The organism is Streptomyces sp. CRN 30, assembly GCF_034105845.1.
Map to the genome: position 1 here is coordinate 20,200 of NZ_JAVRHI010000175.1, position 19,339 is coordinate 39,538.

Consider the following 19,339-nt stretch of genomic DNA (forward strand, 5'->3'; position numbering starts at 1 on the left):
GGGGAAGGCCGGCACGGGCACGCTCGCGCACTCCGTTCGCGGTGGCTTTTTCGTGCCGCGCCGAAGGGCGCGGCTGAAGGCCGTCCGCTTGCCGTATCGTCTGCCTAGCATATTCAATCAAGTGTTTGGTGGGGAAGACGTGACGGCTGAGGTAAACACGCAACTCCTGGTCGAGACGCTGACCACACGACGCGACGAGTTCCTCGCTCAGTGGACCAGGGCGGTCAGTGAGGATCTGCAGGGCCGGCTGAGCCTGGCCGAACTGGGCCGCGAACTGGGCGAGCTCTACGAAGCCGTCCTCCAGGCCATCGTCTCCGGCGGGCTGGAGGGCCGCGGGGAGCACTTCGGTGAGACGCGCAGCCTGCTGATCGAGCTCTCCCGCAACCGTGCCCGGCAGGGCTTCACCTCCACCGAGACCGCTCGGAGCGTCTTCGCGCTCAAGGAGGTGCTGGAGTCCTCCATGGCCGGCGACGAGCAGGGCGCCCGGGCGTACCTGCAGTTCGCCCGGCTGCTGGACGACCTCGGCCTGCTCACCACCGAGGCGTACATCCGTACCCGGGAGGAGATCATCTCCTCGCAGGCCGAGCAGCTCCTGGAGCTCTCCACGCCCGTGGTCAAGCTGTGGGACAGCGTCGTCGGCGTGCCGCTGGTGGGCACGCTCGACTCGGCCCGCACCCAGGTCGTCATGGAGAAGCTGCTGCAGACCCTGGTCGACACCAACTCCACGCACGCCATCATCGACATCACGGGCGTCCCGACCGTGGACACCCAGGTCGCGCAGCACCTGCTGAAGACGGTCGTCGCGGCCCGCATGATGGGGGCGCAGTGCATCGTCTCCGGCATCCGCCCGCAGATCGCCCAGACGATCGTGGCGCTCGGCATCGAGTTCGGTGACATCCCCACCAACGCCTCGCTCTCGGACGCGCTGCGCCAGGCGTTGCAGGAGATCGCCCAGGACGCCAAGGACGACGTGCGGGGCGGCCTGCTGTGAGTGACCGCGTACCCGTCCTCAAGATCGGCGAGATCCTCCTGGTCTCCATCCAGACGGACCTCGAGGACCAGATGGTGATGGACCTCCAGGAGGACCTGTCCAACCGCATCGTCGAAACGAACGCCAAGGGTGTCGTCATCGACATCTCCGCCCTGGAGATCGTCGACTCCTTCGTCGGACGCATGCTGGCCACCAACGCCTCCATCTCGCGCATCCTGGGCGCGGAGACGATCGTCGTCGGCATGCGGCCCGCCGTGGCCATGACGCTCGTCGAGCTCGGCCTCTCGCTGAAGGGGGTCCGTACCGCCCTCAACCTGGAGCGCGGGCTGAAGCTGCTCCGGCGCCTCGGCGCGGACCGCGCATGAAGGACTACGGCGCCTCGGGCGCCTCGGTCGAGTCCGTCCCGGTCGCCAACAGCAGCGACGTCGTCTCCGCGCGGCAGATGGTGCGTACGCTCGCCCAGCGCAGCGGTCTGTCCCTGGTCCACCAGACGAAGCTCGTCACGGCGGCCAGCGAACTCGGCCGCAACATGCTCATCTACGGCGGAGGCGGCGTCGTGCGCGCGACGACCGTCGCCGACGGGGGCCGCTCCGGCATCTTCGTCGAGTTCGCGGACCAGGGCCCGGGCATACCGGACGTCGAGCTGGCGCTGACGGACGGCTGGACCTCGGGCAACGGCATGGGTCTCGGCCTCAGCGGGGCCAAGCGGCTCGTCGACGAGTTCGAGATAGATTCCGGCGCGGACGGCACCACCGTCCGCATTGTGAAGTGGGGCCGGTGAACGGAACCCTCGTCGCCGAAGCCGGTGACGTCCACTGGCTGCGCGCGGACGTCGCACTCGCGGCGGCCGCGCGCCGCCAGGCCGGCCAGCTGGCCCACAGCATCGGCCTCTCCGCGGAGCGGGTGGCGCGCGTGGAACTGTGCGTCACGGAGATGGCGACCAACCTCCTCAAGCACGCCGACGACGGCTCCCTCGCCCTGCGGGTCGTGCGCGCCCGCGACAGCGTGGCTGTCGAGTGCCTGTCCCTGGACAGCGGGCCCGGCATCGACGACCTCCAGAGTGCGCTGCGTGACGGTACGTCCGCGGCCGGCACGCTGGGGATCGGCATGGGTGCCATCGAGCGGCTCGCCGACGTCTGGGGCGTCCACTCCCTGCGCGGCCGGGGCACGGTGGTCCACGCGCGCTTCTGGGCGGACGGCCGGACCCCGCCGCCCGGCCCGGTGGAGACCGGCGGACTGACCCGCCCGATCAGCGGCGAGCAGGTCTCCGGCGACACCTGGTCCGTGCGTGCCATGAACGGCCACGGCACCGACGCCTTCCTGCTGCTGATGTGTGACGGGCTCGGACACGGACCGCTGGCGGCCCGGGCCGCCGAACGGGCCAGGAGCGCGTTCCGCGACAGCCGTCACCTCAGCCCGGAGGCCGTGCTGGCGGACGTCCACCAGGGGCTGCGCGGGACCCGGGGCGCGGCCGTGGCGATCGCCCTGATCGACCTCGCCGACCAGCGCGTCCGCCTGAGCGGTGCGGGCAACATCTCGGCGCTGGTCGAGTCGGGGGGCAGCCGCAGCGCGCTGCTGTCCATGCCGGGCATCGTCGGGGCGCAGATGCCCCGGCCGCGCACCTTCGACACGGCGTTCCCGCCCGGCGCCGTCCTCGTCATGCACTCCGACGGACTCAGCGAGCGCTGGCGGTCCGCGGACTTCCCCGGTCTGTTCGGCCAGGACCCCGCCGTGGTCGCCGCGCAGATCCTCAACCAGGCCGCGGTCCGCAGGGACGACGCCGGGATCGTCGTGGCCGTGCACAGGCAGCCGTGACCACCGGGCCGTCCGTCCACGAACTGATCACGATCGCCCTCCGGGAGGGGGGCGACGTGGTCACCCTGCGCCGGTGCACGCAGTCCGCGTGCCGTGCCGTGGGCCTGACGGGCAGCCCCCTGGTCCGGCTGACCACCGTGGTGAGCGAGGCCGGCGAGAACCTCCTGGGGGCCTCGGGGCTCACCGCGCAGCTCCGTCTGGAGGAGCGGGACACCGTCGTGGTGGCCGTGCGCTTCGGCTGGCACGAGGCGCGCCGGCCGCCGTCGACCCTGCTGACCGCCGCCGCCCGCCTGCTCGACGACAGCAGTCTGCGGGAGACGGACGACGGCGGACACGAACTCGTCCTCGCGCAGCGCACCCCCGCGGAACCGGCGTCCGCGGCCGGGCTGGCCGCCGACGTCCGCGGCAGGCTCGCCGGCGCCGACACGGCGGCCGACCTGATCGAGGCCCTGCGCACCCAGAACCACCAGCTCCTGGCCTCGCTGGAGGAGTCGCAGCACCAGCAGGAGGAGCTCACCCGGCTGAACGCCGAACTGGAGGAGACCAACGCCGGGGTCGTGGCGCTGTACACGGAACTGGCGAGCGAGCTGGAGGAGACCAACAGCGGTGTCGTCGCCCTCTACGCGGAACTGGAGGACAAGACCCGCCAGCTCGAACTCGCCCACGAGTACCGGACCCGGTTCTGGGCCAACGTCAGCCACGAGCTGCGCTCACCGGTGAACTCCGTCATCGCCCTGGCCCGGCTGCTGCTGGACTCCGGGGCGGACCCGCTCTCCGACGAGCAGCGCCAGCAGGTCGCGCTCGTGCACGCGTCGGGCAGCACCCTCCTGGCCCTGGTGGACGAACTGCTCGACGTGGCCAAGGCGGAGTCCGGCCGGCTGGAGCCGCACCCCACCGAGGTCGACCTGCGGGCGCTGCTGCACCAGTTGCGCGGCACGCTGCAGGGCACCGCGCAGCCCGGGGTGGACCTGCGCATCCCGGACCACCTGCAGCAGAGCCCCCTGGTCACCGACGAGGTCATGCTGACCCGGATCCTGCGCAACGTCCTGTCCAACGCCCTGAAGTTCACGGTCGAGGGTTCGGTGACCCTGGACGTCACCGAGGAGCCGCACGAGGCGGATCCCGCGGGAGGACCCGGGCGCGACACGCGCTTCGTCTTCCGCGTCCAGGACACCGGCGTCGGCATCCCGGCCGCCGACATCGAGCGCGTCTTCGAGGAGTTCTACCAGGTGCGGGGCCCCCACCAGCGGGGCCGGGCCGGCACCGGACTGGGACTGCCCTACGCCCGCAGGCTGACGGAGCTGCTGGACGGCCGGCTGACGCTCGACAGCGAGGTCGGCCGCGGCACCCGGGCGGTCATCGAGATCCCGGCCCGCCTGGCCCGTCCGGCGCCGGAGGACCCGGCTGCCGCGCAGGGGACCGGCCAGCGGCCCCCGGCGGGCCCACCGGCGGGACACGTCGTGGTCGTCGACGACGACGAGGCGTTCCTGGCCGGCTTCGGTCCGCTGCTGGACGGACTCGCCGCCTCCGTCACCGTCCTCACCGACAGCGGCCGGGCCGTCGACACCGTCCGGCGGGAGAGGCCGGACGCCGTCTTCCTCGACCTCAACATGCCCGGTACGAGCGGGTACGAGGTCCGGGAGCTGCTGGCCGCCGATCCGGCGACGGCCCACGTCCCCGTGGTCGTCCTGACCGCACTGGAACCGGCCGAGGTGGACCTGGAGCGCCTCGCCGACGTCCGTGCTGTGCTGAACAAGTCCCGTCTCACCCCCGCGGACCTCACCGCCGCCCTGGGACGGCGGCGGACCGCACCGCCCGCGCCACAGGACCCGACCACCGCTCCGAGACCGTCCAGGGCGAAGGAACGCCGATGACTCACCCGACCACGACCGAGACGGATCACAGCCCGGCCCGCATCCTGGTGGTGGACGACGCTCCCACCAACAGGTACGTCCTGGCCACCACCCTGCGCCGGGCGGGCCACGAGGTCACCGAGGCCGAGGACGGCACGAGCGCCCTCGAACTGCTCGCCGGTGCGGGACCGTTGCCGGAGATCGCCATCGTGGACGTACGGCTGCCCGACATGACCGGCTTCGAGGTGTGCGAGCACATCAAGAACGACCCGGCCACCGCGGCCATCCCCGTCATCAACATCTCCGCCTCCGCCATCACCGTGGGCGACCGGGCTCAGGGGCTCTACCGCGGCGCCGACGCGTACCTCGTCGAGCCCGTCGCCCCCGACGAACTGCTGGCCACGGTCACCGCGACCCTGCGCTACGCCCGCGCCCGCCGCCGCGCCGAGCTCCTCGCGGACCGGCTGAGCCTGCTCAACCGCCTCACCCTGGCCCTGTACAGCGCCTCCGACGCCCAGGAACTGGTCAGGGTGACGGCCGAGGGAGCGGCCGCCGTCTTCCGCTGCGAGGTGGCCGCGCTGCTCACCACCCCGCAAGGCAGCCCGCTGGTCGCCCACACCTGGCAGGACCCGGACGGCTCACCGCGGCCCGCCGAGCCCCAGACGCACGCCACGTCCGCCTGGACCCACCGTGGCGACCACAACGGCGTGCGCAGCGAGCAGGGTTCCGGCCCCCACCTGCCGTGCCTGCCGCCCGAGCTCAAGGATCCGGACCGACGGCGCACCGTCGTCGGACGGGCGAAGGCCGACCGGCCGCCGGTCGTCATCATCACGTCCGCGGACGCCGTGGCGACACCGGAGGACGAGCAGCTGCTGACCCAGCTGACCCAGGCGAGCGCGCTGGCGCTGGAGGCGCTGCGCAGCTACAGCGAGGAGCACGCCCTCGCCCTCACCCTGCAGCGGAGCTTCCTGCCCGAGAGCCTGCCGGAGACCGCGCGCGCGGACCTGGCCGTGCGCTACCTGCCGGCCAGCGCGCGGGCGGAGATCGGCGGGGACTTCTACGAGGCGATCAGCACGCCCGCCGGCCTGGTCGTGGCCGTGGGCGACGTCGCCGGGCACTCGCTCGACGCCGCCATGGTGATGGGCCAGGTGCGCCACGCGCTGCGCGCCTACGCCGTCGAGGGCCACCGGCCCGAGGTGATCCTCACCCGCCTCGACCACCTGCTGACCAGCGTGGAACCCGGCGCCACGGTCACCCTGTGCGTCGTCCTCATCGAGTTCGGCTCGGACACCCTCCACGTCGCGAACGCGGGCCACCTCCCGCCCCTGCTGCGCGCCCCGGACGGCACGGTCTCCTACGTGCACGACCACGGCCCCCTCCTCGGGCTCGGCCTCCCGCACCCGCCCGCCCGGGAGGTCACCGTGGCGCCCGGTTCGCTGGTCCTCCTCGTCACGGACGGGCTGATCGAACGCCGCCAGGAGGACCTGCGGCACTCCCTGGACTCCCTCGCCGCGGTGGTCGCCGAGGCGTCCGTCGACCCGGAGGAGGTCTGCACGGACCTGCTCGACCGCCTCCTCCCGGACGGCAGCGACGACGTGGCCCTGCTGGCCGTACGCCTGAACGCCGCCCAGCGGGGCTGAGAGCCCGGGTCGTGTCCGGCCGGGCGCCCGGCGCGGCTAAGGCGTCGCGCGCTCGGCGCGCAGCCTCACCACGTAGGCGTGCGGCGACTCGCCGTACGCCAGCCGGAACCGGCGGCCTAGGTGCCCGGCGGGCATGTGCACGCCGCGGGCGAGCGCCTCGACGTCCAGCGGCCGCGCGTACTCCCGGCCGATCCGGTCACGGACGCGGCGCAGCCGCACGAGGTCGCTCAGGTGCTGCGCCTCGATGCGCGCGAGCCGCCACGAGGGATGACACATGGTGCGGTCCCTTCCCCGGACGGTTCAGCGCGTCTCCTGGATACGGATCAGGTTGCCCGCGGGGTCGCGGAAGGCGCAGTCGCGGATGCCGTACGGCTGCTCGGTCGGCTCCTGCACGACCTCGGCGTCGTGGGCGGCCAGCTTCTCGAAGGTGCCGTCGAGGTCCGGGGTGGCCAGCAGGATCCAGCCGTAGGTGCCCTTGGCCATCATCTCGGCGACGGTGCGGCGTTCGGCCTCGGTGATGCCGGGATCGGCGGCGGGCGGCGCCAGCAGGATCGAGGTGTCCGGCCGGCCGGCGGGGCCGACCGTGATCCAGCGCATCCTGCCCTGCCCGACGTCGTTGCGGACCTCGAAGCCGAGGGCGTCGCGGTAGAAGGACAGGGAGGCGTCCGGGTCCTCGTGCGGGAGGAAGCTCATGTGAATGGTGATGTCCATGACCGCGACGCTAGCCGCACCTCCGTGACCCGCGCTTCTCGATTCCTGCTCGATCGCCGTCCGGTCCGGCGGCCGGTGTCATCCGCCCGCCCCCTCCGTCTCGTCGTCCAGGTCGAAGGTGTACCAGTCGATCCCGGTGAGGTGGTCGGGCACCTGGGCGGTGACCGCCTGCCCCACGGCCATGGCCAGTGCCGGGGGAGGAGTGTCGGTGTCGAAGGTCAGGGTGACGCTGACGCGGAGGTCCGCCATGGGTTCTGTTCCCTCCCGGGTGAGGGAGGCCCCCGCGACGCCGGGGGCCTCACGAACTGGTTCCGTCCCATGGTCGGGCCCGGGGGCCCGTACGTCCACCAGCGGGTTCACCGCTGCGCGAAGACCCCAGCGCGGCGGGGACCGGGCCCGTGATCCGGGGTCGGGTCCATGACCGGGCCCGTACCTCCGTCATTCCCAGACGACGATGTTGCGGCGCACCGGGACCGTCGTCGCGTCGGTGGCGAAGAGCTCCGGTGAATGGGCGCGGATGCGTTCGATGTCGTTGAAGACGGCCCGCAGGTGGGCGCGCATGGCGGTGCGGGCGAGCGGGGCGTCGCCGCCGACGACGGCGTCGAGGATCTCCCGGTGCTGGGTGGCGAACACGGCCGGTGACACGTTCTCGTGCAGGCCCAGGCGCCGGGCCCGGTCCAGGTGGCCCTTGGCCCCGGCGACCGTGGTCCAGACGTTGCCGTGGCCGCTCAGCCGCATCAGCCCCTGGTGGAAGGCCTCGTCCAGGGCGAAGAACTCCTCCAGGCCGAGGTCCGCCCGCTGCTGGCGGTCGAGGTTGTCGCGCAGCTCCCCGACGACCTCGGGGTCGAGCCGCGCGGGCAGGTCGTCCAGCGAGGCCAGCTCCACCGCCTCCCGCAGGAACTGCGCGTCCGCGACCTGCGCGGGGTCCACCCGCGACACGAACGACCCGATCTTCGGGAAGACCTGCACCAGGCCCTCCTGGGCCAGCAGGATCAGGCTCTCCCGCACCGGCGTACGGCTGACGCCCAGCGAGGCGGCGAGCTCGTTCTCCGACAGGGCGGCGCCCGGGGCGAGTTCGAGGGTCAGGACCAGGTGGCGCAGCTTGAGGTAGATGTCGCGCCGGCTCGTCCGCCGCCCGTTCGATTGAGCCATGTGCACATCCTACGTAGAGCCCGGGACGGGTCTTGCTCATCTGCGCGACAGATGCTTGCATACAAGCACTGCACGACAAGCTGCCGGGGTGGTCGGGGCCATCGGCCCGGCAGCCGTTCCACCGTAAGGAGAGCCGCCAGTGAGCAGGATCGAGCGGGCCGAGGTGCTCGTCGCCTCCCCGGGGCGCACGTTCGTCACGTTGCGCATCACCACGACGGACGGCGTCACCGGACTCGGTGACGCCACGCTCAACGGCCGGGAGCTGGCGGTCGCGAGCTACCTGCGCGACCACGTGGTCCCGCTGCTGATCGGCCGCGACGCCGACCGCATCGAGGACATGTGGCAGTACCTCTACAAGGGCGCGTACTGGCGGCGCGGACCGGTCACCATGACCGCGATCGCCGCCGTCGACACCGCCCTGTGGGACATCAAGGGCAAGACCGCCGGACTGCCCGTGTACCAGCTCCTCGGCGGCCGCTCCCGCGACGGCGTCATGGTCTACTCCCACGCCAGCGGCACCGACGTCCCCTCCCTCCTCGACGACGTCGAGCGTCACCTGGAGCTCGGCTACAAGGCCGTACGGGCCCAGGCCGCCGTGCCCGAGATCGGCGGCACCTACGGGGTGCGCAAGGGCAAGGTCTACGAGCCGGCCGCCACCGACCTCCCCGACGAGCAGCCCTGGGACACCGAGGCGTACCTCAACTTCGCGCCCACCTACCTGGAGGCCGTCCGGGAGCGCTTCGGCTTCGGCTTCCACCTCCTGCACGACGTGCACCACCGGCTCACCCCGCTGGAGGCGGCCCGGTTCGGCAGAAGCGTCGAGGGCTCCAAGCTGTTCTGGATGGAGGACCCGACCCCGGCCGAGAACCAGGAGGCGTTCCGGCTGATCCGGCAGCACACCACGACGCCGATCGCGGTCGGCGAGGTGATGAACTCCATCTGGGACGTCCAGCAGCTGATCACCGAGCAGCTCATCGACTACGTCCGCACGACCGTCGTCCACGCGGGCGGCATCACCCACCTGCGGCGGATCTTCGACCTCGCCGCCCTCTACCAGGTGCGCACCGGCTCCCACGGCGCGACCGACCTCTCTCCCGTCAGCATGGCCGCCGCCGTGCACCTGGACATCACCGTGCCCAACTTCGGCATCCAGGAGTACATGGTCCACGCCGACGAGACCCACGAGGTGTTCCGCACGGGCGTCACCTTCGCCGACGGCATGCTCCACCCCTCCGACGAGCCCGGCCTCGGCGTGGAGTACGACGACGAGGCCGCCGAGCGCTTCCCGTACCAGCGGCGCTACCTTCCGGTCGCCCGCCGCCTCGACGGCTCGGTGCACGACTGGTGAGCGCCCACGTCCCGCCCTCGCCCGACCGTCCCGACCACCTCGACCGCACGACGCTCGCCGGGCTCGCGCCCGCGCAGCGGCCCGCCGTCGACCCGGCCGGGCTGCGCACCCGCCTCGTCCACTTCGGCCTCGGCGCCTTCCACCGCGCCCACCAGGCCGTGTACACCGAGAACGCCGCCGCCCGCTCCGGCGAGCCCTGGGGGATCACCGCGGTCGCGCCCCGCTCCGCCGAGACCGTACGGACCCTGCGCGACCAGGACTGCCTCTACTCGCTCACCGAACGCCGCCCCGACGGCCATCACACCCGCGTCGTGGGCGCCCTCACCGGCGCGCTGGCCATGGGCTCCGACGCCGGGGCCGTGGACGCACTGCTCGCCGACCCGGAGGTCACGGTGGTGACCCTGACCGTGACGGAGAAGGGCTACCACCGCTCCCCGGAGACAGGCGGACTGGACCTCACGGCCGCCCCCGTCGCGGCCGACCTCACCGCGGACCCCGGCGGCCCCCTCACCACGGTCGTCGGCCGCCTCGCCGCGGGCCTCGCGGCGCGGATGCGCGCGGGCGCCCCGCCGATCAGCGTCGTCTGCTGCGACAACATGGCGGACAACGGCACCGCGCTGCGCCGCGTCGTCCACGACTTCGTGCGCGCCTCCGCCTGGCCGGACCGCGCGGCGGTCCTGGACCGGATGGCCGTCTCGGTGGCCTTCCCCGCGACGGTCGTGGACCGCATCGTGCCCGCCACCGGCGAAGCCGACCGGGCCGCCGCGCGCGCCGCGCTCGGGGTGCGCGACGCCCTGCCGGTGACGGCCGAACCGTACCGGCAGTGGGTGCTGGAGGACTCCTTCGCCGCGCCCCGGCCGCCCTGGGAGCTCGACGGCGCCCTCTTCGTCCCCGACGTCGCGCCGTACCAGCTCACCAAGCTGCGCCTGCTCAACGGCTCCCACTCGGCCCTCGCCGCGCTCGGCGCGGCCGCCGGCCTCACCACGATCGCCGACACCATGGCGGCCGACTGGGGCGAACCCCTCGTCCGGGCGCTGTGCGCGGAGGTCGCCCCCACCCTCCCCGCGGGCGGCCCCGACCCGGCGGCGTACGCCGGTGACCTCGTCGTACGGTTCGCGAACCCGGCGATGCAGCACCGGCTGCGGCAGATCGGCTCCGACGCGTCGCTGAAGATCGCGGAGCGCTGGCTGCCCGTCCTGCGCGAACTGCGCGCCCGCGGTGCCCGCACCCCGGTCCTCGAACTGTCCCTCGCCGCCTGGGCGCTGGGCACCGGCCGGACCGACGCACCGCCGGACCCCGCGGCCGACGCGCTCGCCGCCTGCTGGGAGCGGGGCACCACCCCGGCCGAGACGGTGCGCGCGCTGCTGCGCGTCCTCGGCGCGAACGACCTCGCGGACGACGACGCCCTCACCGCCGCCGTCGCGGAGCGGCTCCCCGCCCTGCGGGCCGGACGCGTCGAGCCGTAACGCCCGCGCGCCCCTCCGCACCCGCCTCACTTCAGTACTCGAACAACGGAGTTCAGCATGAAGGACAGCGTCAAAGCCGCAGAGCAGACGCCTCCTGCGCAGCGCTCGACGCGCGACCTGGCCCGGGCCGCCGTCTCGGGCTGGCTCGGCACGGCCATGGAGTTCATGGACTTCCAGCTCTACTCGCTGGCCGCCGCCATCGTCTTCAACAGGCTCTTCTTCCCCGACGTCAGCCCCGCCATCGGCCTGATCGCCGCGATGGGCACGTACGGCGTCGGCTACGTCGCCCGGCTCGCCGGAGCCGTCTACTTCGGGCGGATGGGCGACCGCATCGGCCGCAAGAAGGTCCTGTACATCACCGTCCTGCTGATGGGTGCCTCCACCACCCTCATCGGCGCCCTGCCCACGTACGCGACCATCGGCATCGCCGCGCCGGTCCTGCTCGTCGTGCTGCGCTTGGCCCAGGGCTTCGGCGCCGGCGCGGAGATCGCCGGCGCGACCGTGATGCTCGCCGAGTACGCGCCCACCCGCCGACGCGGCCTGGTCTCCTCGCTGGTGTCCCTCGGCACCAACTCCGGGACGCTCGCCGCGTCCGGCCTGTGGGCGATCCTGCTCGCCGTGCTCAGCGAGGAACAGCTCCTCTCCTGGGGCTGGCGACTGCCGTTCCTGCTGAGCTTCGGCCTGATGATCTTCGCGGTCTGGATGCGCCGCGGCCTCAAGGAGAGCCCGGTCTTCGAGAACCGCGCCGACGTCGTGGACGGCGTCGCGCTCGACCGGGACGAGGTCGAGACCGCCATCGCCACCACCGACGACGACCGCCAGGGCGACGTCCTGGCCGCCGGGATACGGCAGCGCAAGGGCAAGGCCTTCTTCCTCGCGCTGGGACTGCGGTTCGGGCAGGCGGGCAACTCCGGGCTGATCCAGACCTTCCTCGTCGGCTACCTCGCCACCAACCTGGCCGTCGACCGGTCCGTCCCCACGGACGCCATCGTGTACGGGTCGCTGCTTGGCTTCGCGACCGTGCCGGTGGTCGGGATCATCGGCGACCGCTTCGGGCGCCGGCCCGTGTACCTGGTCCTGACCGCGCTCACCGCCGTCCTCGCCTTCCCGGTGATGCTCCTCATCACCTCGGGCTCCACCGCGGGCGTGATGCTCGGCATGGTCCTCGGCCTCAACGTCGGCGTCCTCGGACTGTTCTCCCTGGAGAGCGTCACGATGGCCGAACTCTTCGGCTCCCGCACCCGGTTCACCCAGCTCGCCCTCGCCAAGGAGCTGGGCGGCATCCTCGCCACCGCGATCGGCCCGGTACTCGCGGCCACGCTCACCGCCGTCACCGGCAGCTGGTGGCCCATCGCGGCGATGCTCGTCGTCTACTCGCTCATCACCTTCGTCAGCGCGTACCTCGCGCCCGAGACACGCGGACGCGACCTGGTCCGGCTGGAGGACGCCGCATGAACACGGACACGAGGATGCGGGCCGTCGTCGTGCACGGCCCCGGTGACCTGCGCATCGACGAACGCGCCCGGCCGGTGCCCGCGCCCGGCGAGGTCCTGCTGGCCCTGGAGTGGGGCGGGATCTGCGGCTCCGACCTCGCGTACTGGCGCAACGGCGCCTCCGGCACCGCCTCGCTCGCCCACCCGCTGGTCCTCGGGCACGAGGTCGCCGGCCGGATCGCCGCGCTGGGGGAGGGGGTGGCCGGGCTGCGCGAAGGGCAGCCGGTCACCGTCCACCCGGCGCAGCTCGTCGGCGACGGCGTCCTCCCCGAGCGCATCGCCGGCCGGACCAACCTCTACCCGCACGTCCGCTACTTCGGCTCGGCGGCCTTCGACCCGCACACCGACGGCGGGTTCAGCGAGTACCGGGCGGTGCACGCGGCGCAGGTCCGCCCGCTGCCCGAGGGCGTCGGCACCGAACAGGGCGCCCTGGCCGAGCCGCTGGCCGTCGCCCTGCACGCCGCCGGCCGCGTGCCCGACCTGCGGGGACGCACCGTACTCGTCAACGGCTGCGGCCCGATCGGCTCCCTGGTCGTCGCCGCCGCCAAGCACCGTGGGGCCGGTACGGTGATCGCCGCCGACCTGTCGGCGTCGTCCCTCGCCGTCGCGCGCGCCATGGGCGCCGACGAGATCCGCGACCTGAGCCGCGGCGAGGCGCTGCCCGACGACGTCGACGTGGTCTTCGAGGCGTCCGGCGCCGCCGCCGCGCTGGGCGGGGTGCTCCGGGCCACGGCCCGCGGCGGCACCCTCGTCCAGGTCGGCAACCTGCCGGGGAGCGCCGTACCCGCCGTCCTCGGCGACCTGGTGACCCGGGAGATCACCTGGATCGGCTCGTACCGTTTCGTCGAGGAGATCGATGACGCGCTCCTCGCCCTGCGGGACGGACTGGACGTGAGCCCGCTGATCACGCACCGTTTCCCCCTGGAGCGGGCCGAGGAGGCCCTCGCCGTCGCCGCCGACCCGGCGAGCGGGAGCAGCAAGGTCATGCTGCGCCTCGCCGCCGGACGGTGACACCGGCGGATCCCGCGGGACGCGCGGACATGTGCGGCGCGCGGGAACCGCCTCACCCGCACCGCGCCACACCCGCACGTCCACCAGGAGAGACCCGTGACCGTCCCGCCCCCCGCCCGCGCCGCCGACGACGCCGCCGACCAGAACCAGGCGCCCGACCTCGTGTGCGTGGGCGAGACGATGGCCGTCCTCAGCCCGCCCGACGACCGCCCGCTCGCCGAACAGCCCGCACTGAGCCTGGCCATCGGCGGCGCCGAGTCGAACGTCGCCTGCGGGGTGGCCGGACTCGGGCACCGCGCCGCCTGGCTGAGCCGGCTGGGCGACGACCCGTTCGCCAGGCGCATCCTCGCCGAACTCACCGCGCGCGGCGTGGACGTGAGCGCCGTCGAGACCGACCCGGAGCGGCCCACCGGCGTCTACTTCAAGGACCCGGCCCCCGACCGCACCCGCACGCACTACTACCGGGGCGGTTCGGCCGCGACCGGGATGGGGCCGGAGCTGGCGGACCACCCCCTGCTCCGTCGGGCGCGCGTGGTGCACACGTCGGGCATCACCGCGGCCCTCTCCGGGAGTTGCGCGGGGCTGCTGGAGGCGTTGCTCACCGGAGGACGGGACTCCGTAGCGGGGGAGCGGCAGCTCGTCTCCTTCGACGTCAACCACCGCCCGGCCCTCTGGCGGTCCGCCGGCACCGAGGCCGCCCCGACGCTGCTGGCGCTCGCCCGCGCGGCGGACATCGTGTTCGTCGGACGGGACGAGGCCGAGGAACTGTGGGGCCCCGCCCGCCCCGACGACATCGCGGAACTCCTCGCCCCCGCCCCCGTCGTGGTGGTCAAGGACGCCGAGCACGGTGCCACCTCGTACGCGGGCGGGGAGCGGACGTCCGTGCCCTCGCTGCCGACGAAGGTGGTCGAGGCGGTGGGCGCCGGTGACGCGTTCGCGGCCGGGTACCTGGCCGGAGTGCTGGAGGGCCGCGACGAGCGCTCCCGGCTGCGCCTCGGCCACCTCGCCGCCGGTGCCGCGCTGCGCACCAGGGACGATGTCCCCGTGATGCCGCCACGTACGGAGACCGACCCCGTCCTGTCCCTGGACGACGACGCGTGGGCCACCACGACCGCCCGCTGACCGCGGCCCCCGAAGACGAAGACTGAAGACTTCCGAAGGAGAACCCCCAGCCATGACGGCCGACTTCCTGTCCCAGCTGACGAACGACCAGGTCATCGCGGTGGTCCGCGCCCCGGAGATCCCCGACCCGGTGGCCCTGTGCGCGGCCCTGCGCGCCGGCGGCATACGGTGGATCGAGTTCACCCGCACCACCCCCGGACTCGCCGCGCACCTGCGCAAGGCGGTGGCCGACGACGGGCACGGCATCGGCGCGGGCACCGTGATGACCGGTGAACAGGCCGAGGAACTGATCGAGGCGGGCGCACAGTACCTCGTCACCCCCGGCTGCCGTCCGGACGTGGCACGGGTGGCGTCGGCGGCCGGGGTGCCGGTCGTCCTGGGCGCCCTCACCCCGACGGAGGTCGGGACGGCGCTCGACCTCGGCGCCGACGCCGTGAAGATCTTCCCCGCCGGCGCCTTCGGCCCCGGCTACCTCAAGGACCTGGCCGGCCCGTTCCCGGGCCTGCCGATCGTCGCCTCCGGCGGCGTCACCGCGGACAACGCGGCCGCGTTCCTCGCCGCCGGCGCCCGTGCGGTGTGCGCCGGTTCGAAGGTCGTACCGCCCCAGGTGGTGGCCGCCGGTGACTGGGAGGAGATCACCCGCCGCGCCCGCGCCTTCACGGAGGCGGTGCGCGGCGGCGCGGAGTAGACGGAGTAGACGGAGAGGGCGGACGGCTGACGGGGGTTCCGGCCGTCGGGCAGAGTGGGGGGATGCCTGAGGTGTCCCTGCCCGGGGGTTTCGTCAACGCCGTCGTCCGCGCCGGGGACACGGTGCGCCGCCCCGCCTCCGCGAGGACGGAGTACGTCGGTGAGCTGCTGAGGTTCTTCGAGGCCCGTGGCTGGAGCGGCGCTCCGCGGTTCCTCGGCGTGGACGAGCGGGGCCGTGAGGTCCTCACCTACCTCGAGGGCCACGTCGCCTGGGAGCCGCGGCAGCCCGCCGCCGTGTCGTCGGACGAGAGTCTGGTGAGCGTTGCCCGGCTGGTACGGGAGTTCCACGACCTCACGGCGGGCACTCCGGCGGCCGGCGACCAGGAGGTCGTCTGCCACAACGACCTGTCGCCCAAGAACACGGTCTACCGGCCGGCCGGGCCCGCCGGACCTCTTGCGTCGGCCGGGCCGGCCGGGCCGGCCGACGCAAGAGGTCCGGCCGGTGGCCTTCATCGACTGGGACCTCGCGGCGCCCGGCGCGCGGATCCACGACGTCGCGCACGTCTGCTGGCAGTACCTCGGCCTCGGCCCCGCGGTGACCGACACCGGCGAGGCCGCCCGGCGCGTACGGCTGATCGCCGACAGCTACGCACTGGCGGACCGGCGGCCTCTCGTACCCACGATCCTGTGGTGGCAGGACCGGTGCCGGCGGGGCATCGAGGACGCGGCCGACGCGGGGCACCCGGCGATGATCCGGCTCCGCGACGCCGGGGTGGTCACCGAGGTGCGCCGGGCGTACCAGTGGGTCGCCGACCGGCGGGAGGTCCTGGAGCGGGCGTTGAGGTGAGACGGGGCCGGCGGGCCCGGCGCCGGAGCTGCCGGGCCCGCCGGCCCGCCGGACGACGGGAGAGCGCCGCTACCCGGCGTACGTCTCGAACTCGGCGACCCTCGGCGTACCCGACGCGCCGGTGATCTCGAAGGTGACCTTGCGCAGCGAGGTGCTGGAGAAGGTGATGACCCCTGCCCCGCTGCCGGTCTTCAGGACGGCGCCGGTGTCGGCGTTGAGGACCCGGTAGGACCCTATGGTGCCCGTGGCGCCCGACGCCTCCCGAATGTTGATCTTGGAGACGGTCTTGGCGGAGCTCCACTTGACCGAGACGGAACCGGTGGAGCCGCTCGGCGACCAGTAGGTGCCCAGGTCACCGTCGCGCACGTTGCCGTAGCTGGTTCCGCTCGCCTTGCTGGAGCCGTCGGCGTCCGCCCCGATGCTCAGGTTGGTGCCGGTGGGCGGGTCGGTGGGCCCGGGCGGGTCCGTGGGTCCCGGCGGGTCGGTGGGACCCGGGCCCGGGGTCTGCGGGGTGCAGCTGCCGTCCGACACCTTCAGGCCCTTGTTGGCGCCGGCCGTCTGGCTCACGAGGTTCGGCACGCAGCTCGCCCCGTCGAGGCTGTACGGGTACGGGATGCTCACCGTGGTGTTCGACTGCGGGTTCGGCCCGGCGGGCTGGTTGTCGCCGCTGCGGCTGGACCAGGTCACGTTGTCGAAGGTGTTGCCGCTGACCTGCCAGTAGCCGGCCTCGCTGGTGTAGAAGGTGCCGAGGACGTCCTTGGAGTCCTCGAAGTAGTTGTTGTCCACCTTGGCGCGGCCCCCGGCACGGGAGTTGATGCCCGACTCGTTGATGCCCGTGTAGTGGTTGTTGTAGATGTGGGCGATGCCGCCGCGCAGCAGGGGCACCCGGGAGTCGAGGTTCTCGTACTTGTTGTGGTGGTACGTGATGTAACCGTTGGACCGGTCGCTCTCGCTGGAGCCGACGAGGCCGCCGCGGCCGGAGTTGCGCAGGATGCTGTAGGACAGCGTCACGTACTGGACGTTGTCCTTCATGTCGAAGAGGCCGTCGTAGCCCTCCGACTCACCGCCGGACGCCTCCAGGGTGACGTGGTCGACCCAGACCCTGCGGACGTCGGTCTCCATGCCGATGGCGTCGCCGCCGTTGGACGTGGGTGAGCCCGACTTCTTGACGTTCCGGACGGTCACGTTCTGGATGATGATGTTGCTGGACTCGCGGATGTGGATGCCCAGCTGGTCGAAGGTGGCGCCGTTGCCGACGCCGACGAGGGTGACGTTGCTGATCTGCTTCAGCTCGATCACGCCGGCGGCCGTGTTGCAGCTGCTCCCGGACACCTTGCTGGTGTTGCCGTGGTTGATGGTGCCCTCGACCTGGATGATGATCGGGGTGCTGCTGCTGGCCCGGCTGCACAGGGCCTGGTGGATCGCGGTGCCCGTGGTGGCCCGCACCGTCTGGCCGCCCGCGCCGCCGGTGGTGCCGCCGTTCTGGGTCGCGTAGCCGGTGGCGCTTCCGGTCGCCGCCGCTGCCTCCTGGGGCACCGACAGCGCCACACCGACCCCGGCCGCGAGGGCCATGGTGGCCAGCACCGCCTGGAGCCGCCGTGTGACTGGTTGTCTCATGCTCGTCTCTCCTCTTGTCCTCGCTGCTGCTCCTGCTGCGCTGCTTCTGTGAAGCGGTAGGTCTGTCATGGACATGTCAGTACAACGTCCGGCGGCGCGGGACGAAGGTGCGATCGCGTGCTGTGTCTTCTCCGAGGTCGCCGCCGTCGGCCGCGGGGTTGCCGCGAGCGCGGTTCCGTCGCCGATCCAAGGTCATTCGGCCTCTCGGCCACTTACCGATCTTGCGCGGAGTGCTCTCACCGGAACGGTCCCAACGTGTTGGGAAAGCGCTTTCCGTCCCGCGAGAATAGGGCGGCGCCAGACGCACTGGCAAGGTTCGTGCAGCTGCGGAACGCACGCGGCCGTAACCAGCACGACAACGGCGGGAAGCATTCGGCTTCCCGCCGTCGTCACACTCTGGAGGGCCAGAAGCTCAGGAACGCGGCCGTCCCGGCTGCTCGCCCCGCCCGGCCTTCTCTTCCTTCTGCTGCTGCTTCTCCGCGATCCGGGCCGCTTCCTTGCGCACCTCGGCCTGGGTGGCGCGCTCGCGCCGCAGCCACTCGGGGTCGTCCTGCCTCAGCGCGTCGATCTGCTCCGTGGTGAGCGGCTCGGTGACCCCGCCGCGGGCCAGGCCCGCGATGGAGACGCCCAGCCTGGCGGCGACGACGGGGCGGGGGTGCGGGCCGTCGCGACGCAGGTCCCGCAGCCACTGGGGCGGGTCGGTCTGCAGCGCGTTCAGCTCCGCGCGCGAGACGACACCCTCCCGGAACTCGGCGGGGGTGGCCTCGAGGTACACACCCAGCTTCTTCGCCGCGGTCGCGGGCTTCATGGTCTGGGTGGTCTGGTGCGACGTCATGGTGTCCAGGGTATCGAGCATGTGAACCAGTGCCGACCACCGCCGACCACGCCCGGTAACCTGGCGGGGTGACAGGCTCGGAAGTGTCCCCTTCGTTCCGGCTCGCGTACGTCCCGGGAGTGACACCCAGTAAATGGGTGCGGATCTGGAACGAGCGGCTGCCCGACGTCCCCCTGCACCTCCTCACGGTGTCCGCCGCCGAAGCGGTCGACGTGCTGCGGGAGGGCGGCGCCGACGCGGGTCTCGTACGGCTGCCGGTCGACCGTACGGTCCTCAGCGCGATCCCGCTCTACGACGAGACCACGGTCGTCGTGGTGCCGAAGGACCACGTCGTGGCGGCGGTCGACGAGGTGTCCGTCGAGGACCTCGCCGAGGACATCGTGCTGCATCCCCTCGACGACGTCCTGGACTGGGAGCGTCCGCCGGGCCGGCCCGCCCTCGAGCGCCCCGCCACGACGGCCGACGCGGTGGAGCTGGTGGCGGCGGGCATCGGACTGCTGGTGGTCCCGCAGTCGCTCGCCCGGCTGCACCACCGCAAGGACCTCACCTACCGGCCGGTCACGGACGCCCCCCGGTCGGGCGTCGTCCTGTCCTGGCCGGAGGACGCCACCACCGACCTGGTGGAGGACTTCATCGGCATCGTCCGCGGGCGCACCGTCAACAGCTCCCGGGGCCGGCAGCAGCCCGCGCAGCCCAGGACCGAGCGCCCCGCGACGGGCCGCGGCGGCGGCAGCGGCGGCGGTGGCACGGG

General features: G+C 73.0%; 20 protein-coding genes. 14 read left to right on the top strand and 6 right to left on the bottom strand.

All coding sequences use genetic code 11. The features are described 5' to 3' along the window. Positions 1 to 139: 139 nt before the first annotated feature. From UW392_RS17770 to UW392_RS17795, 6 genes are read left to right on the top strand one after another with little or no spacing between them, the layout of a single operon-like run. Entirely contained in the window at positions 140 to 991 is an 852-nt protein-coding gene (locus UW392_RS17770; RefSeq protein ID WP_320775996.1) for an STAS domain-containing protein, read from the top strand. Next, positions 988 to 1,356, top strand: coding sequence for an STAS domain-containing protein (locus tag UW392_RS17775; protein WP_320775997.1), 369 nt, complete (start codon positions 988 to 990; stop codon positions 1,354 to 1,356). The genes UW392_RS17770 and UW392_RS17775 overlap by 4 nt, the downstream gene beginning before the upstream one ends. Beyond that, a complete protein-coding gene (locus UW392_RS17780) occupies positions 1,353 to 1,772 on the top strand; it encodes an anti-sigma regulatory factor (protein ID WP_320775998.1) in 420 nt (139 codons plus the stop codon). Before UW392_RS17775 ends, UW392_RS17780 begins: the two co-directional genes overlap by 4 nt. Then, positions 1,760 to 2,806, top strand: coding sequence for an ATP-binding protein (locus UW392_RS17785; RefSeq protein WP_414496321.1), 1,047 nt, complete (start codon positions 1,760 to 1,762; stop codon positions 2,804 to 2,806). Before UW392_RS17780 ends, UW392_RS17785 begins: the two co-directional genes overlap by 13 nt. Continuing rightward, complete coding sequence (locus UW392_RS17790; protein WP_320776000.1) at positions 2,803 to 4,680, top strand: ATP-binding protein; 1,878 nt, start codon at positions 2,803 to 2,805, stop codon at positions 4,678 to 4,680. The genes UW392_RS17785 and UW392_RS17790 overlap by 4 nt, the downstream gene beginning before the upstream one ends. Next, complete coding sequence (locus tag UW392_RS17795) at positions 4,677 to 6,299, top strand: fused response regulator/phosphatase (RefSeq protein WP_320776001.1); 1,623 nt, start codon at positions 4,677 to 4,679, stop codon at positions 6,297 to 6,299. The genes UW392_RS17790 and UW392_RS17795 overlap by 4 nt, the downstream gene beginning before the upstream one ends. A gap of 36 nt (positions 6,300 to 6,335) precedes the next feature. On the opposite strand, the gene UW392_RS17800 is transcribed toward UW392_RS17795, so the two are convergent. The 4 genes from UW392_RS17800 to UW392_RS17815 all read right to left on the bottom strand — a co-directional run bounded on the left by UW392_RS17800 (position 6,336) and on the right by UW392_RS17815 (position 8,162). After that, the gene (locus UW392_RS17800) at positions 6,336 to 6,575 is read right to left on the bottom strand and encodes a hypothetical protein (RefSeq protein ID WP_414496323.1); all 240 of its coding nucleotides are present in this window, start codon (positions 6,573 to 6,575) and stop codon (positions 6,336 to 6,338) included. Positions 6,576 to 6,599: 24 nt separating this feature from the next. After that, positions 6,600 to 7,010 (bottom strand): VOC family protein, encoded by a 411-nt coding sequence (locus tag UW392_RS17805; RefSeq protein WP_320776002.1) that lies wholly within the window; start codon positions 7,008 to 7,010, stop codon positions 6,600 to 6,602. 78 nt (positions 7,011 to 7,088) lie between these two features. Then, the gene (locus UW392_RS17810; RefSeq protein WP_320776003.1) at positions 7,089 to 7,259 is read right to left on the bottom strand and encodes a hypothetical protein; all 171 of its coding nucleotides are present in this window, start codon (positions 7,257 to 7,259) and stop codon (positions 7,089 to 7,091) included. A gap of 189 nt (positions 7,260 to 7,448) precedes the next feature. After that, a complete protein-coding gene (locus tag UW392_RS17815) occupies positions 7,449 to 8,162 on the bottom strand; it encodes a GntR family transcriptional regulator (protein WP_320776004.1) in 714 nt (237 codons plus the stop codon). Positions 8,163 to 8,301: 139 nt separating this feature from the next. Here UW392_RS17815 and manD point away from each other — a divergent pair, with 139 nt between their 5' ends. The 7 genes from manD to UW392_RS17850 all read left to right on the top strand — a co-directional run bounded on the left by manD (position 8,302) and on the right by UW392_RS17850 (position 16,136). Continuing rightward, positions 8,302 to 9,510, top strand: coding sequence for a D-mannonate dehydratase ManD (gene manD, locus UW392_RS17820; protein WP_320776005.1), 1,209 nt, complete (start codon positions 8,302 to 8,304; stop codon positions 9,508 to 9,510). Then, on the top strand, positions 9,507 to 10,976 hold the full coding sequence (locus tag UW392_RS17825) for a mannitol dehydrogenase family protein (RefSeq protein WP_320776006.1): 1,470 nt from the start codon (positions 9,507 to 9,509) through the stop codon (positions 10,974 to 10,976). Before manD ends, UW392_RS17825 begins: the two co-directional genes overlap by 4 nt. Positions 10,977 to 11,033: 57 nt before the next feature. Beyond that, a complete protein-coding gene (locus tag UW392_RS17830) occupies positions 11,034 to 12,431 on the top strand; it encodes an MFS transporter (protein WP_320776007.1) in 1,398 nt (465 codons plus the stop codon). Continuing rightward, on the top strand, positions 12,428 to 13,480 hold the full coding sequence (locus UW392_RS17835; RefSeq protein ID WP_320776008.1) for an L-idonate 5-dehydrogenase: 1,053 nt from the start codon (positions 12,428 to 12,430) through the stop codon (positions 13,478 to 13,480). The genes UW392_RS17830 and UW392_RS17835 overlap by 4 nt, the downstream gene beginning before the upstream one ends. Before the next feature lie 96 nt (positions 13,481 to 13,576). Further along, the gene (locus UW392_RS17840; RefSeq protein ID WP_320776009.1) at positions 13,577 to 14,602 is read left to right on the top strand and encodes a sugar kinase; all 1,026 of its coding nucleotides are present in this window, start codon (positions 13,577 to 13,579) and stop codon (positions 14,600 to 14,602) included. A 52-nt stretch (positions 14,603 to 14,654) separates the two neighbouring features. After that, entirely contained in the window at positions 14,655 to 15,290 is a 636-nt protein-coding gene (locus UW392_RS17845) for a bifunctional 4-hydroxy-2-oxoglutarate aldolase/2-dehydro-3-deoxy-phosphogluconate aldolase (protein WP_320776010.1), read from the top strand. Positions 15,291 to 15,791: 501 nt separating this feature from the next. Then, positions 15,792 to 16,136, top strand: a complete 345-nt coding sequence (locus UW392_RS17850) for a hypothetical protein (RefSeq protein ID WP_320776011.1) — start codon at positions 15,792 to 15,794, stop codon at positions 16,134 to 16,136. Positions 16,137 to 16,205: 69 nt separating this feature from the next. Here the strand turns inward: UW392_RS17850 and UW392_RS17855 are convergent, their stop codons facing one another. After that, entirely contained in the window at positions 16,206 to 17,753 is a 1,548-nt protein-coding gene (locus tag UW392_RS17855) for a pectate lyase (protein WP_320776012.1), read from the bottom strand. A gap of 412 nt (positions 17,754 to 18,165) precedes the next feature. Further along, positions 18,166 to 18,609, bottom strand: coding sequence for a DUF5997 family protein (locus UW392_RS17860; RefSeq protein ID WP_320776013.1), 444 nt, complete (start codon positions 18,607 to 18,609; stop codon positions 18,166 to 18,168). A 47-nt stretch (positions 18,610 to 18,656) separates the two neighbouring features. Between UW392_RS17860 and UW392_RS17865 the strand changes: the two genes are divergently transcribed. Next, positions 18,657 to 19,339: LysR substrate-binding domain-containing protein (locus UW392_RS17865; protein ID WP_320776014.1), on the top strand; the 683-nt coding region annotated here is incomplete at its 3' end.